The following is a 17,329-nucleotide window of genomic DNA, read 5'->3' as shown; positions in this document are numbered from 1 at the left end:
GATTTCTTTTCTTTAAAAGGAAAGGTTGCAGTAGTAACAGGTGGAAACACAGGACTTGGACAAGGCTATGTAGTAGCATTAGCAAAAGCAGGTGCAGACCTTTTTGTTCCAACTTATGATAGAAATTGGGATGAAACTAGAGAGTTAGTTGAAAAAGAAGGAAGAAAGATAGTATTCCATCAAGCTGATTTAACAAAGAAAGAAGATAGAGAAAGCGTTGTAGAAACTTGTATGAAAGAATTTGGAAGAATAGATATATTAGTTAACAATGCAGGAACTATAAGAAGAGCTCCACTTTTAGAATATAAAGACGAAGATTGGGATGCAGTAATGGATATAAATCTAAACTCTGTATATCACTTAAGTAAGGCTGTAGCTAATATAATGGTTGAACAAAAATCAGGAAAGATAATAAACATAGCTTCAATGCTTTCATTCCAAGGTGGAAAATTTGTACCTCCATACACTGCAAGTAAGCATGGGGTAGCTGGATTAACTAAAGCTTTTGCAAACGAATTAGCTTGTCACAATGTTCAAATAAATGCAATAGCACCTGGATATATAGAAACTGCAAACACAGCGCCTATAAGAGCTGATGAAAAGAGAAATGCAGAAATTCTTTCAAGGATACCAGCAGAAAAATGGGCTAAACCATTTGATTTAATGGGAACAGTGGTATTTTTATCAAGTAGAGCATCTGATTATGTAAATGGACATATTCTAGCCGTTGATGGAGGTTGGTTAGTTAGATAAACCTAGGAGGAAAGAGTATGTTAGGAAAGATTAGTACATTAAGAGCAGTTGAAAAAAATAGGGTAGTAGCAGTTATAAGAGGAAAAGACTATAATGAGATCTTTAAAATAGTTAAAGGCGTCATAGAAGGTGGTATTAATATAATAGAAATTACCTTTACAATTCCTAATGCAGATATGGTAATTGAAAAATTATGTGAAGCTTTTAAACATGAAACTTCTGTTTTAATAGGAGCTGGAACTGTCTTAGATAGTGAAACAGCAAGGATAGCAATCTTAAGGGGAGCAAAGTTCATAGTTAGTCCTTACTTTAATGAAGATTCAGCTAAGCTTTGTAACAGATATGGCATACCTTACATGGCAGGTGCTATGACTATAAAGGAAGTAGTAAAGGCTATGGAATATGGAGTAGATATAGTGAAGTTATTTCCAGGTTCAGCATATGGACCTTCAATCATTAAGGATATAAAAGGACCACTTCCTCAAGCTCAAATAATGCCAACTGGTGGTGTTTCAATAGAAAATGTAGATACATGGATTACAAATGGAGCAGTTGCTGTAGGTATAGGTAGTGTATTAAATAATGCTTATAATTCTGGTGGTCAGGCTGAGGTTACTGAAGTAGCTAGAAGGTTTATCAAAAAGTTAAATAATATAAAATCCTAAAGGATAAAAGGAAGTAAAGGTGAGACTAATGGCTTTAAAGGTGGTGACAATGGGGGAGATAATGCTTAGGTTATCTCCTCCATTTTATAATAGGATATTAGAAACAAACAGTTTTGATGTAAGCTATGGTGGAGCAGAGGCAAATGTAGCAGTATTATTATCAAGTCTAGGTATAGAAACAGAATTTGTAACAAAGCTACCAAATAATTATTTGGGTGAGGCAGCTTTAAGATATTTAAAACAAAATTCAGTCAAAACCTCTTTTGTAAAAGAAGGAGGAAAAAGGCTTGGAATTTATTATTTAGAAAAAGGTCATGGTTTTAGAAATTCAAAGGTAGTATATGACAGAGAAGATTCAGCCATGGCCATAGCCAAGGAATGTGATTTTGATTTTGAAAATATCTTTAAAGGGGTGGATTTATTTCACATATCAACTATAACAGCTATGATAAGTGATAGTACATTAGGCTTAACATTAGAAGCTATAAGAGTTGCAAAAGCTATGGGGGTAAAAATATCTATAGATTTAAATTATAGAGGTCTTCTTAGTAATTATGATAAGTTCTATAATATCGCAAAATTAATGCTTAAAGATGCAGATATCTGTTTTGGTTGGTTAGAAAAAACTTTGCCAAAGGACTTCAAGGTGGCAACCTTCGATGAAGAAATAGATTATGAGTATTTTAAAACTCATTTTGATTATATGAGGAGAATATTAGGAGTTAAAAATATAGTAACTACTTTAAGAAGAAGTGTTTTTGCTGAAGAAAATTCTTTGATTGGTTTATGTTATGATGGCAGTGAAATTAGGGTTAGTAAAGAATATAACTTTAAAATAATAGATAGAGTTGGGGGAGGAGATGCTTTTGCAGGTGGTGTTATTTTCAGCTTGTTAAATGGATATTCTCTAGAAGCGTCTATGAAATACGGAGTAGCAGCTTCCGTTATTAAACATAGTATTGAGGGAGATGCTTATAGCGGGGCAGATTTTAGTGATATTCAAAGGCTTGCAACAGGAAGTGGTTCTGCTATAAGTAGATAAGAATGTTTTGCTAGTTATTATCTTAATTTAGATAGTAAGCTAAATTAGAGGAAAGGAGGAGTATAAGAAAATGGTAGATATAAAAAAGTGGAAAAATATCTGTGATGCTAAAGAAATAGTTAAAACACTTAAAGAAAAAAAGTATAACGCAATATACGTAGATAATCTCTTAGAAGCAAAAGAATTAGTTTTGAATTTAATACCAAAAGGTTCAAGCATTGCTGTAGGTGGCTCTGTAACTTTAGAAAAAATGAACATAATAGATAGTTTTAGAAGTAGTGATTATAAATTTTATGACAGATATCAGAACTTGCCCTTTGAGGAAATAGTTGAAATAATGAGACAATCAATGTTAGCAGATTATCTAGTAACTAGTACTAATGCTATAACAAAAAATGGAGAACTAGTAAACATGGACTCCACAGGAAATAGAGCAGCAGCTATGATATTTGGACCTAAAAAGGTAATTGTAGTAGCAGGAGTAAATAAAGTAGTAGAAGATTTAAAAGAAGCAGAAGCTAGGATAAAGAAGGTAGCTATATTAAATGCAAAAAGAATATCACACAAAACACCTTGTACAGAAAATGGAATATGTACGAATTGTTTAGTTAAGGATAGAGTATGTAATTATGTATCTATTATAAACAATGGGCAAAAATTCCATAATAGATTTACCATAATAATAGTAGGAGAAGAAATAGGCTTTTAATTTTAAAATTTCCACAAAATAAAAGGAGATGTGATTAACAATGAAACGTTTTAAAAGTATAATAATCTTTTGTATTACACTATTGTTTTCAATCATGCAAATCAATATCAGTAATTCTGTAATTGTTAAAGCTAACACTGGAACAACTTATTATGTGGACAGTATAGGTGGTAATGATAACAATTTAGGAACTAGTGAATTAACTCCTTGGAAAACTTTAGATAAGGTGAATTCGATTACATTTATACCTGGAGATAAAATCCTATTAAAAGCTGGCAGTAAATGGACAGGCCAGCTTTGGCCAAAAGGATCAGGTACTGCCGGTAAGCCAATAATATTAGATAGTTATGGACAAGGTAATAAGCCAATTATAAGTGGTAATGGTACAACATATCCTGCAAAAGTATCAGGGGCAGTTATGCTATACAACCAAGAATATTGGGAAATAAATAACATTGATGTATCGAATTATAATGAAACAGTAAAATCTAATAGAGCTGGTATATTAGCTTATAATACATCAGGAACAGTAAAGAATCATATTTATATAAAAAATTGTTATGTTCATGATGTAAATTCTGATAAGGATGGCTATAAGATAACTGGAGGAATAGTATTAATAGGAATAAATATAGACAAAGATGGTAAAAGTACAGGCTCGGCAGCATCAGGTTATAATGATGCTTTAGTTGAATCTAACCATGTAAAGGATGTATCAATAGAAGGAATTAGAAATAAAACTGTAGTGATTTCTGGAACTTCTGAAAGTTATCCAAAGGTTAATTCTAATATAATATTTAGAAATAACTTTGTTGAAGAAATCTTAGGGGATGGAATGGTATTAGGTGAAACTAAATATGGAGGATTAATAGAAAAAAATACTGTTAAAAATTATTGTAATACTTATGTAGGTTCAAGAAATTATGCTGGCTGTTGGGTGTTTGCTAGCGATGGGGCCATAATGCAGCATAATGAAGTCTATGGTGGAAAGTATGGTTTTAATGATGGGGAAGCTTTTGATATAGATTTATATTGTAAAAATACAATAGTTCAATATAACTATAGCCATGATAATAAAGGTGGATTCTGTCTATTTATGGATGGCTCAACAGGAAGTATTTTTAGGTATAACTTAAGTGTAAATGATGGAGATAATACAGGAAGTCCAGTTAGAAATGATATTTTCTTCTATTTACCTACTAGTGCAAACTCTGCTCCATTAATATATAACAATACAATATACAGTAAAGCTGGGATAAAAACAACTCTTTTTGATTGTACAAATAAACCATATATTAAGTTTTTTAATAATATAGTAGAAGTACACGGAAATATGCAGTTTTCTAATTCTCCTGTTTCAGGAGAATTCTCAAATAATGTTATATACAATGAGATAGAAAATAATACAAATAAACCATCCAGTCATCCAGGTTTAATAACCAGTAACCCATTATTAATGAACCCAGGTGAGGCTAAGTTAGGTTTAGAAAATACTAAGGATTATACTTTAAGAGCAGAATCTCCAGCTATAGATAAGGGAAGAATCATAGCAAACAATGGCGGTATGGATTACTATGGAAATTTATTAGACGGAAGTCCTGTTGATATAGGATATTTCGAATACGGAGCAAAAGATAATGTAAAAAATAATAAGGTATTTGAAGCTGTGGAAGATGGATATGTGAGAGATGGGATATATTCAGATAAAAATTATAGTAATGAAACTGAATTGGTAGTAAAGAGTGACGCAGCAGATTATGCAAGAAAATCATATGTAAGCTTTGATTTAAGTAATTATGATAAAGAAAAGGCTTCTTCAACTATATTAAGATTATTTGTATCTTTTACAGATAAATTTCCCAAAGGTCAAGATTCAACAAGAGAGATTAAAGTTTATGAAGCTTCCGATATAAATGAAGAAACTTTAACTTGGAAGCAATCACCTGCAAAAGGAATTTATATAGGTTCAATAAGTATAAATGATAATGATGAAGGAAATTGGGTGGCTTTAGATTTAACAAATTATTTGAACAACAACAACACTAAAAGTAAGAAGCTTAATTTATTATTAGTAAATGAAGAAACGCCAAATAGTAGTCGCCAAAAAAATATGATTAAGTTTTCTTCAAGAGAAGGAAATGTAAAACCTCAATTAATTGTAAAAGAAAAGTAAATAAAGATTAAATTTATAAAAAGAGTTAAGGCATGTTTTAAAAAATAATAGGGTAATATAATTTTTTCAATATGCCTTAATTTAATAAATATTAGGTTATGGAGATAGATAAAAATGATAGTAGAATTAAAGAAAGATTATATGGAGATATTTGGACAAGAACCAGAAAGAGCCTTTTTTGCTCCGGGAAGAGTGAATTTAATAGGGGAACATACAGATTATAATGGTGGTAATGTTTTTCCTTGTGCCCTAAATATAGGAACTTATGGATTGGTAAAGGAAAGACAGGATAATAAAATAAGATTATATTCTAAAAATTTTAATAGCTTAGGAGTTATAGAGGTCTCATTAGATAATTTAGATTATGATAAAATTCATGATTGGGCTAATTATCCAAAGGGAGTAATAAGCGTATTAAAAAAGGCTGGGTATGAAATAAAAACAGGTTTCGATGTTTTATTTTATGGCAATATACCTAATGGAGCAGGATTATCTTCTTCTGCGTCTATAGAATTATGTACAGCTATTATACTAAATAATATCTACAATATGAATATAGATAAGGTTGAAAGAGTTAAGTATTGTAAGCAGGCTGAAAATGAATATATTGGAGTCAATTGTGGTATAATGGATCAATTTATAATAGGTATGGGAAAAGAAAATTGTGCTGTTTTGCTAGACACTAATACTATTACGTATACTTATGTACCTTTAATACTTAAAGACGCCTTAATAGTTATAGCAAATACAAATAAGAGAAGGACTTTAGCAGATTCTAAGTACAATGAAAGAAGAGGAGAATGTAATAGAGCTTTAGAATCTTTACAAAAGGTAGTAAATATAAATAATCTATGTGATTTAAATTTAGATTTGTTTGAAAAATATAAATCTTCTATAGAAGATGAAGTATGTATGAAAAGAGCACATCATGCAATTAGTGAAAATGAAAGAACTAAAAAGGCTGTAAAAGTACTAAAAGAGGGGAATTTAGAAGCCTTTGGAATGCTTATGAAAGCTTCTCATGATTCTTTAAAAGATGATTATGAAGTAACTGGTAAAGAACTAGATACCTTGGTTGAGTTAGCATGGAAACAAGAAGGTTTAATAGGATCAAGAATGACAGGGGCAGGTTTTGGAGGTTGTACTGTTTCAATAGTTAAAGAAGAGTATGTAGAAGAATTTATTAAGAATGTAGGAATAGCTTATAAAAAAGAAATAGGTTATGAAGCAGATTTTTATAAAGTAAAAGTTGGAGATGGAACAAGAGAAATAAGTATATAAAAAGGATTTATTAAGTTTGGTACTTTGAATGCAAAGGAAGGAATGATAGTTATTATGAATAATATTTATCATTATATAGATAGTTTAATAAAATATGCTTTAGATATGTCATTAATAGAGCAACAAGATAAAATTTATTATATAAATAAAATATTAGCTTTTCTTAATTTAGATAATTATGAAGAAAATAGAGATATAGAAATAACATCTCTTCAAGATATTCTATTAAATATAGATAATTTTGCTTTAAGTAATGGAGTTCTTAAAGAAGATACAGTTACTAGAAGAGAACTCTTTGAAACTGAGATTATGGGGATATTTATAGATAGACCCTCAAATATAATAAAAGAATTTAATGAATTATATAAGAATAACCCTAAAAGTGCTACAGATTATTTTTATGACTTAAGTAAAAATTCTAACTATATAAGGACTTATGATGTGAAAAAGGATATAAAATGGAAGCATAAAACTAAGTATGGAGATTTAGATATTACTATAAATTTGTCTAAGCCTGAAAAAGACCCCAAGGAAATAGCTGCAAGTAAATTAATAAAGAGTTCTAGTTATCCTAAATGTTTGCTATGTAAAGAAAATGAAGGATATATAGGTAGAATAAATCATCCAGGGAGAAGTAATCATAGGATAATTCCATTAATATTAAATAAAGAGAAATGGTTTCTACAATATTCACCTTATGTTTACTACAATGAACATTGTATAGTACTAAAAGAAAATCATGAGCCTATGAAGATTACAGAAGATACTTTTAAAAGGCTTAGTGATTTTACAGAACAATTTCCCCATTATTTTATAGGTTCTAATGCAGATTTACCTATAGTTGGAGGTTCTATATTGGCTCATGATCATTTTCAAGGAGGCAATTATGAATTTGCTATGAGTAAATCGGCTTCAGAAATAGAGTTTGAAATAAAAGGTTTTGAAAATATTAAGGCTAGTTTTATTAAATGGCCTATGGCAGTAGTAAGAATAAAGGGTAAGGATAAAAATACCTTAGTAGCTTGTGCAAATTATATTCTTCAAAAGTTTAAGGTTTATAGTGATAAAAATAGGAATATAATAGCATTTACTAAACAGGAACCACACAATACAATAACACCTATCTGTAGAAGAAGGGGAGAAGAATTTGAATTTGATTTGGTTTTAAGAAATAATAGGGTTTCTAAAGAGCATCCAGAAGGTATATATCATCCCCATAAAGAGCTTCATCATATAAAAAAAGAGAATATAGGTTTAATTGAAGTTATGGGACTTGCAGTATTGCCAGCAAGATTAAAAGGGGAGCTTAAGGAAGCACAGGCTTATTTAACAGGAGAAAAATCTTTAGGGGATTTAAAAGAGAATGATTTAATATTTAAACATAAGAAATGGCTTCAAGAACTTATAAACAAAAAAGGAATAATATCTAAAGCTGAGGTAGAAAGCGTTATAAAAAAAGAGGTTGGAAATAAGTTTACTAGTGTTTTAGAGCACTGTGACATTTTCAAAGGTAGTTTAGAAGGCAAAAAGGCTTTTATAGATTATTTAAATAAATAGTTTGAGGTAATAATATGAAAATAGAGAGTAACATTATTGGAAAACTGAATAAACAAGATGTTGTAAAGTATAGTTTGATAAATGATAATGGTATGAAGATAACAGCATTAAATTTAGGTGGAATAATTACAGAAATTAAAGTTAAAGATAGATTTAATAATTTTGAAAATGTGGTTTTAGCTTATAAAGATTGGAGAGATTATATAGATAATCCCTCCTATTTAGGGGCTATTATAGGAAGGACAGCTGGAAGAATTGCTGATGGTAAGGTGGAACTTTGTGGTGAAACTTTAGAATTTAATAAAAACTACAATAGAAACCAAGGTCATGGTGGAATAAATGGTTTTAATAAGAAGTTTTGGAAGGTAGATACTTTAAAAGACGAAACTACAATAAAGCTCATTTTTACTACTATTTCTAAAGCTTATGAAGAAGGATATCCTGGAGAGGCATATATAAAAGTAGAATATATATTAAATAATAAAGATGAGTTTTTAATAAGTTATGAAGGGAAAACTACTGAAACTACATTGATGAATTTAACTAATCATTCTTACTTTAATTTAAGTGGGAACCACAAAAAGGATATATTAAAACATAAACTTAAGGTAGGTAGTAGTCAATATTTAGAAACAGTAAATGAAAGTACGCCTACGGGTAAACTTCTTGACACCAAAGATACAGTTTTGGACTTTAATAAGGAAAAACTACTAAAAGATGTAATAAATAATAACTTTGTTAAGGCTGAAAGAGGTTTAGATCATTGTTTTATATTAGATAAGGATAAAAAAATAATTCTAATTGACGATGAATCAGGAAGAACTTTAGAAATGACTACTAATAATACAAGCACTGTAATTTATAGTGGTAATTATCCAGATAATAGAGCTTTAATAGAAGGTGGAAATTACATTGAAAGATTAGGTATATGCTTAGAGGCACAAGAGCCACCAATTGGGTATAATAATGCTTTCATTGAAAAATCTATTTTAGAAGCTAATACTGTTTACAGTAAATGGACAAAGTTTAGATTTAATGTAATTTAATATATTATATATGTTTCAATTTTAAATCTACATTTATATCAATATACTTTTTTGTAACTATTCTGTAACCTCATGTAAAGATTTTGTCACGATTTCTATGCAATTGTAGATTATACTATAAATATGTAGAGAGCTTAGAGGAGATGACGAAAAATCATGAGATTTGAAGGTAGAAAAACTAGTAAAAAGATAATGAAAAGAAACAGAAGAAAAAAGAGAATATTTTTATCAATTACATTAATAATTTTTTTAGTCACTATAGGAATACAAATGACGAAATTATATAATTCAACTTCGACAAGAAATAAAGTTGTACAAGCAAGCACAGTTGAAAAAGTAGATGATAATAAAAAGCAAAATGAAAGTGAAAAAGATGAAGTTAAAGACAATAAAGTAAATATAGAAAATGTGGACAAACACAAATTGGCAAATAATAAAAATGTTAATGAAGAAGGCTTAAAATATACTATAGATAGAAATGAAGTAACAAATATGTTGAAAAATAACTATAAGAGTGATGGTAAAAAATATGTATTTTTAACTTTTGATGATGGTCCAAGCAATCAAAATACAGCTGATGTTTTGGATATATTAAAGTCTAAGAATGTAAAAGGAACATTTTTTGTTTTAGGAGAAAACATAAAAAATCAAAAAGGCATGGAGCTTTTAAAAAGAGAATACAATGAGGGACATGCTATAGGAAATCATAGTTACACTCATAATTTTAGAAAATTATACCCTGGTAATAAAGTTGATGTTGATTATTTTATGAATGAGATAGAAAATACTAACACCACTATGAAAGGGATTTTGGGAAATGAATTTGATACAAAAGTAATAAGAATGCCTGGTGGATATATGAGTAGAAGTTATTATCATGATCCTAATTTAAATAATTTAAACGAAATTTTCAAAAAAGAAGGTATAGTTAATATAGATTGGAATGCTTTAAATGGTGATGCAGAAGGAAAAACTTATTCAAAGGAATATATGTTTAATTATGTTATAAAAACATCTAAGGGAAAAGATAAAGTTGTTATATTAATGCATGATGCGCAAGGAAAAGTAAAAACAAAGGAATTATTACCACAAATAATAGATTATTTTAAAGGTAATGGATATGAATTTAAAACAATAAGTTAAAAATAGAATTTTTAATAAAAATGTTTTTCTACCGAATTGGTGGGAAAACATTTTTTTTGAACAATTATTAATATAATACAATAGATAATTATTTGTGGTTTTTTGTAATTGTGTAACTTTTTTGTAATAAAATTGTAATATTTTTCACGCCTTTTGTAACTATTACTCTCTAATTATAACTTATACTATAAGTAAAAAGGAACTTTAGGTATAATATAAAAAATATACAAGGAGGAGTAAAAATGAAAGATAGGGGAGTTGGTGAAAACAAATCAAATGAGAAAAAAACTAAAAACGATAGATTAATAGGAGCTGATGGATTAAGAGCTATAGCATGTCTAATGATAATATTTACACATCTTTGGGGGAACCTAAATATTCAAAGTCAAACAGGAGGAGTGAGAGAAGCAGAAATATTTTTTATAATGGTAGCTAATACAGGGACAAGTATATTTTTCATTTTAAGTGGATTTTTACTTGCATATCCATTTTGGAAAAAGTATTTGAATAATGAAAGTTTTCCTAATATAAAAAATTATGTTATAAGACGTGCAGCGCGTATAGTTCCAGGTTTTTATATAGCACTTGCAGCTTCAGTTATAGTAATGTTAGCATTCAAAATGAATGTACAATATCTTTGGCAGAGGGTTTTAGCAGCTGCAACATTTACATCTGGCTTTCATTATATAACATTTTTTCCAACAGATATAAATGGTCCGTTATGGTCTATTAGTTTTGAAGTATTTTGTTATCTTTTGATGCCTATATTTATGAGTATATTATATAAATTTAGCAAGAATAGATCCTTTAAAAAAGCAATCTTATACTGGTGTGGGGTATTTATATTAATACTTGTTATGAATCAGTTAGTTCAGATTTGTTTCGCAACCGATGATGTAAATAAGGGATGGCAGTTTGGAATTATAGGGGGAGCTAAGTCTTGGATGCCAAACTATAATCCAGTAGGATTTTTTGCACAATTTTCTATAGGTATAATGGCTGCAGGAATTACTACACAGCTTTTTTCAATAAATGATAAATTAAAGCATCTTAAAGAAATGTGGATATTTGATATAATTAGTGCTATATCATTAGTAAGTGCATTTATTTTAATTTGGAATTTAAGATATGCACCAGAGTTTAGTCATAGTATTCAAAATCAGCCATATTTCTTTCCATATTTCCAAGTACTTATTGCTATAACATTAATTACAGCAACACATTCAAATATATTTGGAAAAATATTAGATAATAAGTTTTTTAAGTATACTGCAAAAGTTTCCTTCGGGTTATATATATGGCATTATTTAGTTATGAATGTTGTATATCTTAAATTTTTCAATGGTATGCAGTATATGGCTATAAATGATATAGGAACATGGCTTTTAATATCTTTATCTATAATAGGAATTTCATATTTGATTGCTACTATATCATATAAATTTGTTGAGAAACCAATATTGGATAAGGCTCATAGTAGGAAAGGATAAAAAGGGATAAGTTTAAAATAATATTTACAAATTTAATTCTATAATTTTTACAAGAAGTGTAATTATATTACTTTTATAAATTGGTATATTATAAATTTAATATAATTACACTATTTTAAAATTATATACTTTTGAGTTTGATTGTCTGTATATTAACATTAGTTTTATTGTTAATAATGTGATTATTAAAATAAATAATGTTAAAATATATTTTTCATATTTAAAATCTTATATTATTTTTTTATTTATACATATACATAAGTTTTAGATAATACATATTAATTTTATATAATATTAGAGTAAACTTTAAGAAGTTTTTTATATAATAACATAACAAAAATGTAATGTTAATGAAATGTAGTTAAATTGATACCATAGATGGAATTGTATAAAATAAATTACATAAGATAAAGTTAAAAAATCACTAGTGAAAATATAAAAATGGGAGAGTTAAAAATGAAAAATATATTAAGTGTAGATAAAATAGAGAAGTATTATGGTAGTAAAGATAATGTAACAAAGGCTATAGATAATATAAGTTTTAAAGTAGGGGAAGGAGAGTTCGTTGGAATAATGGGACCTTCGGGAAGTGGTAAAACTACACTACTTAACTGTATATCAACTATAGATAATGTTACTACAGGAAAAATAGAGATAAATAATAAGGATATTACAAGATTAAAGTCAAAAGAATTAGATAAATTTAGACAAAATGAGTTAGGGTTTATATTTCAAGACTTCAACCTATTAGACACCCTTACAGCTTATGAGAATATAGCATTAGCATTAACAATAAAAGGTGAAAAGAGTTCAGAAATAGATGGAAAGATAAAATCAGTAGCAAAGTATTTAGATATTATTGATGTATTAGAAAAGTATCCTTATCAAATGTCTGGTGGACAAAAGCAAAGAGTTGCTTCAGCAAGAGCGATAGTAACCAATCCATCCTTAGTACTTGCAGATGAACCAACTGGAGCGCTAGATTCAAAATCAGCTAGGTTATTACTTGAAAGATTTGAGATGCTAAATAGAGACTTAAAGACTACAATACTTATGGTTACTCATGATTCTTTTACAGCAAGTTATGCTCATAGAATATTGTTTATTAAAGATGGACAAATCTTTAGCGAATTAGTAAGAGGAAATGATAGTAGAAAAGAGTTCTTTAATAAAATTATAGAAGTTATCACTCTTCTTGGAGGTGATGATAACAATGTATTTTAAGCTAGCTACTCAAAATATAAAAAAGAGTTTTAAAGATTATACTATATATTTCTTAACACTAATATTAGCTGTTTGTATATTTTATAGTTTTAACTCTATAGATTCACAAAAGGCTCTTTTAGATATTAAATCTTCAAATGCAAAGAATATGGAGAGATTAATTGATATTATGGCATATGTATCAGTCTTTATATCAGTAATATTAGGTAGTCTAATATTATACGCAAATAATTTTCTGATAAAGAAACGTAAAAAAGAATTAGGGATATATATGACTTTAGGTATGGGAAAAAGGAAAATATCTAGGATTTTGGTTACAGAGACATGTATAGTTGGAGCTATATCACTAATTGCAGGACTTATAATAGGTATTGGAGCATCACAAGGATTAGCTACTTTTACATTAAAATTATTTGAGGTTGGAATGGATGAATATAAATTTGCTATTTCAACAGGTGCTATAGGAAAAACTATATTATATTTTGGAATAATGTTCTTGCTTGTTATGATATTTAATGTATTTATTATTTCTAAATATAAAATAATCGATCTATTAATAGCTGGTAGAAAAAATGAAAATATAAAATTTAAAAATCCAGTTATATATATAATATCATTTGTATTATGTGTAGCATCGCTTGCATTTGGATATAAATCTTTATTAAAGATAGGTTTAGATTCAAGAAATTACATGTTTATTCCAGCACTAGTTCTTTCAATAGTAGGTACAGTATTATTTTTCTTTAGCTTATCTGGAGTTATACTATATATAGTAAATAAAAATAAGAATTTGTATTTAAAAGGTTTGAATATATTCGTAGTAAAACAAATAAATAGTAAAGTTAATACGAACTTTATATCAATGTCTTTAATATGTTTAATGTTATTTATTACGATAATTGTGTTATCTACAGGAATATCTCTTAAAAAGGATTATGAGATAGGACTTGAAAAAGAGACACCTTTTGATGCTAGTATAACAGTATATAATCATAGTAAAGAAGAGTCCATAGAGGATATTTTAGAAAAAATTAATTTTAAGAAAAGTGGAAATGAAAAGTATGAAGTTCTTAATGAATATTATTTAGATGGAACAGCAGAAAACTTATTAAAAGTTACAGATGAAGATTATAAGGATTATGGAGGGAAACTTATAAAAATATCTGATTATAACAAAATGTTAAAGCTTAAGGGTGAGCAAGAAGTAAGTCTAAATAAGGACGAGGTTTTATTCTTATCAACTTTTAATAAGCTTATTAAACCAGTTAATGAAAGGTTAAAAGATAATAATAAAGTTTATATTAAAGATAAAGAATATTTAGTTAAAAATGATAAGATAATAGAAGATAATCTTCATACTTATATGTTTGCGGATAATTTTTTTGCAATAGTTATAAATGATGAGGTTTTATCTGATTATGATAAGAACCTTACATCAGTACTTAATGTAATGTATTCAGATAAAAATAGAGAAGAAAATAATAAAAAGTATACAAAGATTGAAGAGGATAACCGTAAAGGGGAGTATAAAGATTTAAACATTCCCAATATAAATTCTTTTTCAAAAGATGATCTTTATAATAAGAGTAAGGGAAGCTCAACTGCAGCATTATTTATGGGAATGTATTTAGGTATAGTATTTTTAATAACTAGTATGGCTATACTCGCGCTTCAGCAATTATCAGAAGCTAGTGACAGTATAGAAAGGTATAAAGCATTAAAGAGAATTGGTGCAAATAAGAAGATGATAAATAAAACAATTTTTATTCAGACCTTAGTATATTTTAGTCTTCCAGTAATTCTAGCATTAATGCATTCAGTTATTGGAGTTACGATAATTGATAAAGAGGTAGGTGCATTTACTGAAATAGATATTAAATTTTCGGTTTTAATAACAACTTTAGTATTTATGGTAGTTTATATTGTATATTTCTATACAACATATTCAGGGTATAAAAACATAGTAAAAAATAGTATCTAACGGATGTATTAAAAATAATGTTATAATAGTTAAGAAATGTTTGTGATGTAAAGTGAAGATAAAAAAGGAGATTATTTTTAGTTATGAAGGATTTTGAAAATATACTTAACTATTATAAAGAAGAATTAAAATGGAACCCACCTTTTGCTGAAGTACTTTCTAAATATTCTCCACAAGGATTAGAAGGATATTTAACAATGCGTGAATCTATTCAGAATGGACATTTGCCTAAAAAGACAAGAGAATTAATTTTTACAATATTGGATAGTTTGGATGATGAATTAAGTGGTGCAAAGTCACACGCTGTTGCCGCTGTAGAAGCTGGCTTAACTATGGAGGAATTAGTAGAAGCGTTTGTGATTGTAACCAGTGTTAAAGGAATTAATGTGTTATGTAAAACAGGAGTTGAAGCAATTAAAGCAGCAGAAAAGAGAGTACAAGAGATGAATTTAACTAGCAAAAATCAATGATAGTAAATCACAATATTTTCAGAAAACAAATTAAGTGAACTTCATATGGAGTTCACTTAAAAATAATCCTATATTTTATGTAGAGAGGTAAGCAAAAGTAATGAAAAAAATTATTATTATTGAAGATGATGAAGTTATTAGAGAAGAATTACAAAATTTTCTGGAGAAATATGGTTATGAAGTAAAAGCTCCTATAAAGTTTAATAACATAATAGAATATGTTCAAGGTGAAAATGCAAGTCTTATATTACTAGATATAAATCTTCCTGTATTTGATGGTTACTATATATGTAGAGAGATACGAAAGAATTCAGATATACCTATTATAATGGTTACAAGCAGGGATAGTGATGTAGATGAATTAATGAGCATGAATTTAGGTGCAGATGATTTTGTAACAAAGCCTTATAATACAGAAATATTATTAGCAAGAATAACTAACATATTGAAAAGAACATATGGAAATTTTAAAACTAATAATGTATTAAATTATAAAGATTTTAGCTTGAATCTTTCAAATGCAACTGTTAATTATAAAAAGCAGTCATTAGAGTTAACTAAAAACGAGGTTAAAATTCTTTCTTACTTGATAGAGAATAAGGGCAATATAGTAAAAAGAGATTTGCTTATGGAATATTTATGGAAATCAGACTATTTTGTAGATGATAGTACTTTAAATGTTAATATAAATAGATTAAGAAAAAAGCTTGAAGAGATAGGTATAGAAAATCCAATAGAAACAAGAAGAGGACTAGGGTATATAATGCCATGAGTATAGGTGAATTTATTAAAGATAAAATATTTATAATATTAATAAACATATTAATGTTTATTATATTAGCAGTTATACTTCTTGTTATTAATATTAAATTAGTTTTTATTTTTTTTGTTTTTTGTATTTGGTTTTTACCTTTAGGTTCATATATAGTTTATGAATTTATAAACTATAAAAAATATTATGATAAAGTTGAAGGTATATTAGAGAAGTTGGATAAGAAGTATTTACTTCCAGAGATGATAAAGGAACCAAACTTTATAGAGGGAGAAAAGCTTAATGGTATACTTAAGAAAGTAAGTAGAGAGATGCATGAACATGTTAAATATTATAAGGATATGCAGGTTGAGTATAGAGAATACATAGAAACTTGGGTACATGAAATTAAAACACCAATAGCTTCTGCAAAATTAATAATTGCGAATAATCAAAATGAAATAACTAATAAAATAGATTTCCAGGTTGATAAAATTGAAGGCTTTGTAGAGCAAGTATTGTATTATTCTAGAAGTAATAATGTTAGTAAAGATTATATCATAAAACAAATTAATCTTGATGATATAGTAAGAAAAGTAGTTAAAAGGAACTATAGAGATTTTATTCATAAAAAAATAAAAATAGATATAGGAAATATTACTGAAACTGTATATACTGATGGAAAATGGATTGATTTTATTATAAATCAACTAATAGGTAATGCTATAAAGTATTCAAATAATAAATCACCAATTATAAAAATATATTCATTAAAAAAAGAGAATTCTGTAATGTTGACAATAGAGGATAATGGAATAGGTATAATAGATAAAGATATAAATAGAGTTTTTGAAAAAGGTTTTACTGGTGAAAATGGAAGAATGTTTAGTAAAAGTACGGGAATGGGGTTGTATCTATGCGAAAAACTCTGTTCAAAATTAGGGTTGAAAATTACTATTGATTCTAAGGTAAACAAAGGGACTAAGGTCACATTAATATTTCCATTAACAAATATGCTACTTTTTAAAGAATGAGTTTATTAAA

General features: G+C 27.8%; 15 protein-coding genes. All 15 read left to right on the top strand.

The features are described 5' to 3' along the window. The coding region (gene kduD, locus BUB01_RS21050; RefSeq protein ID WP_072984762.1) for a 2-dehydro-3-deoxy-D-gluconate 5-dehydrogenase KduD at positions 1 to 753 on the top strand (753 nt) is incomplete at its 5' end. A gap of 17 nt (positions 754 to 770) precedes the next feature. After that, positions 771 to 1,418, top strand: a complete 648-nt coding sequence (locus BUB01_RS21045; protein ID WP_072993207.1) for a bifunctional 2-keto-4-hydroxyglutarate aldolase/2-keto-3-deoxy-6-phosphogluconate aldolase — start codon at positions 771 to 773, stop codon at positions 1,416 to 1,418. A 49-nt stretch (positions 1,419 to 1,467) separates the two neighbouring features. Then, positions 1,468 to 2,460 carry a sugar kinase gene (locus BUB01_RS21040; protein ID WP_207650006.1) on the top strand — a complete coding sequence of 331 codons (993 nt, stop codon included), beginning with the start codon at positions 1,468 to 1,470 and terminating at the stop codon, positions 2,458 to 2,460. A 70-nt stretch (positions 2,461 to 2,530) separates the two neighbouring features. Beyond that, positions 2,531 to 3,169 carry a lactate utilization protein gene (locus BUB01_RS21035; protein ID WP_072993201.1) on the top strand — a complete coding sequence of 213 codons (639 nt, stop codon included), beginning with the start codon at positions 2,531 to 2,533 and terminating at the stop codon, positions 3,167 to 3,169. 40 nt (positions 3,170 to 3,209) lie between these two features. Next, positions 3,210 to 5,342: a CBM96 family carbohydrate-binding protein gene (locus tag BUB01_RS21030; RefSeq protein WP_072993198.1), complete on the top strand. Its 2,133-nt coding sequence runs from the start codon at positions 3,210 to 3,212 to the stop codon at positions 5,340 to 5,342. A gap of 108 nt (positions 5,343 to 5,450) precedes the next feature. Next, on the top strand, positions 5,451 to 6,623 hold the full coding sequence (locus tag BUB01_RS21025; protein WP_200802925.1) for a galactokinase: 1,173 nt from the start codon (positions 5,451 to 5,453) through the stop codon (positions 6,621 to 6,623). A 54-nt stretch (positions 6,624 to 6,677) separates the two neighbouring features. Next, positions 6,678 to 8,180: a UDP-glucose--hexose-1-phosphate uridylyltransferase gene (locus BUB01_RS21020; RefSeq protein WP_072993218.1), complete on the top strand. Its 1,503-nt coding sequence runs from the start codon at positions 6,678 to 6,680 to the stop codon at positions 8,178 to 8,180. A gap of 14 nt (positions 8,181 to 8,194) precedes the next feature. Further along, complete coding sequence (locus BUB01_RS21015; RefSeq protein WP_072993192.1) at positions 8,195 to 9,226, top strand: aldose epimerase family protein; 1,032 nt, start codon at positions 8,195 to 8,197, stop codon at positions 9,224 to 9,226. 156 nt (positions 9,227 to 9,382) lie between these two features. Further along, positions 9,383 to 10,369, top strand: a complete 987-nt coding sequence (locus BUB01_RS21010; RefSeq protein WP_084109100.1) for a polysaccharide deacetylase family protein — start codon at positions 9,383 to 9,385, stop codon at positions 10,367 to 10,369. A 242-nt stretch (positions 10,370 to 10,611) separates the two neighbouring features. Further along, positions 10,612 to 11,859, top strand: coding sequence for an acyltransferase family protein (locus tag BUB01_RS21005; RefSeq protein WP_072993189.1), 1,248 nt, complete (start codon positions 10,612 to 10,614; stop codon positions 11,857 to 11,859). Between the two features lie 456 nt (positions 11,860 to 12,315). Continuing rightward, positions 12,316 to 13,083 (top strand): ABC transporter ATP-binding protein, encoded by a 768-nt coding sequence (locus BUB01_RS21000; protein WP_072993184.1) that lies wholly within the window; start codon positions 12,316 to 12,318, stop codon positions 13,081 to 13,083. Next, on the top strand, positions 13,073 to 15,064 hold the full coding sequence (locus BUB01_RS20995; RefSeq protein ID WP_072993181.1) for an ABC transporter permease: 1,992 nt from the start codon (positions 13,073 to 13,075) through the stop codon (positions 15,062 to 15,064). The genes BUB01_RS21000 and BUB01_RS20995 overlap by 11 nt, the downstream gene beginning before the upstream one ends. 83 nt (positions 15,065 to 15,147) lie before the next feature. Next, positions 15,148 to 15,534 carry a carboxymuconolactone decarboxylase family protein gene (locus tag BUB01_RS20990; protein ID WP_072993178.1) on the top strand — a complete coding sequence of 129 codons (387 nt, stop codon included), beginning with the start codon at positions 15,148 to 15,150 and terminating at the stop codon, positions 15,532 to 15,534. 100 nt (positions 15,535 to 15,634) lie between these two features. Beyond that, positions 15,635 to 16,306, top strand: a complete 672-nt coding sequence (locus BUB01_RS20985) for a response regulator transcription factor (RefSeq protein WP_072993175.1) — start codon at positions 15,635 to 15,637, stop codon at positions 16,304 to 16,306. Then, positions 16,303 to 17,319, top strand: a complete 1,017-nt coding sequence (locus tag BUB01_RS20980; protein ID WP_072993171.1) for a sensor histidine kinase — start codon at positions 16,303 to 16,305, stop codon at positions 17,317 to 17,319. Before BUB01_RS20985 ends, BUB01_RS20980 begins: the two co-directional genes overlap by 4 nt. Positions 17,320 to 17,329: the final 10 nt, after the last annotated feature.

Origin of the sequence: Clostridium cavendishii DSM 21758 (assembly GCF_900141845.1) — a bacterium.
GTDB lineage: Bacteria > Bacillota > Clostridia > Clostridiales > Clostridiaceae > Clostridium_AG > Clostridium_AG cavendishii.
Note: the sequence above shows the minus strand (reverse complement) of the source record. Positions and strands in the feature narration are given on the sequence as shown.

Excerpts from the sequence above, each read along its gene's own strand:
- BUB01_RS21045 (WP_072993207.1), top strand. The coding sequence starts at position 771 with ATGTTAGGAAAGATTAGTACATTAAGAGCAGTTGAAAAAAATAGGGTA.
- BUB01_RS21040 (WP_207650006.1), top strand. The coding sequence starts at position 1,468 with ATGGGGGAGATAATGCTTAGGTTATCTCCTCCATTTTATAATAGGATA.
- BUB01_RS21035 (WP_072993201.1), top strand. The coding sequence starts at position 2,531 with ATGGTAGATATAAAAAAGTGGAAAAATATCTGTGATGCTAAAGAAATA.
- BUB01_RS21030 (WP_072993198.1), top strand. The coding sequence starts at position 3,210 with ATGAAACGTTTTAAAAGTATAATAATCTTTTGTATTACACTATTGTTT.
- BUB01_RS21020 (WP_072993218.1), top strand. The coding sequence starts at position 6,678 with ATGAATAATATTTATCATTATATAGATAGTTTAATAAAATATGCTTTA.
- BUB01_RS21015 (WP_072993192.1), top strand. The coding sequence starts at position 8,195 with ATGAAAATAGAGAGTAACATTATTGGAAAACTGAATAAACAAGATGTT.
- BUB01_RS21010 (WP_084109100.1), top strand. The coding sequence starts at position 9,383 with ATGAGATTTGAAGGTAGAAAAACTAGTAAAAAGATAATGAAAAGAAAC.
- BUB01_RS21005 (WP_072993189.1), top strand. The coding sequence starts at position 10,612 with ATGAAAGATAGGGGAGTTGGTGAAAACAAATCAAATGAGAAAAAAACT.
- BUB01_RS21000 (WP_072993184.1), top strand. The coding sequence starts at position 12,316 with ATGAAAAATATATTAAGTGTAGATAAAATAGAGAAGTATTATGGTAGT.
- BUB01_RS20995 (WP_072993181.1), top strand. The coding sequence starts at position 13,073 with ATGTATTTTAAGCTAGCTACTCAAAATATAAAAAAGAGTTTTAAAGAT.
- BUB01_RS20990 (WP_072993178.1), top strand. The coding sequence starts at position 15,148 with ATGAAGGATTTTGAAAATATACTTAACTATTATAAAGAAGAATTAAAA.
- BUB01_RS20985 (WP_072993175.1), top strand. The coding sequence starts at position 15,635 with ATGAAAAAAATTATTATTATTGAAGATGATGAAGTTATTAGAGAAGAA.
- BUB01_RS20980 (WP_072993171.1), top strand. The coding sequence starts at position 16,303 with ATGAGTATAGGTGAATTTATTAAAGATAAAATATTTATAATATTAATA.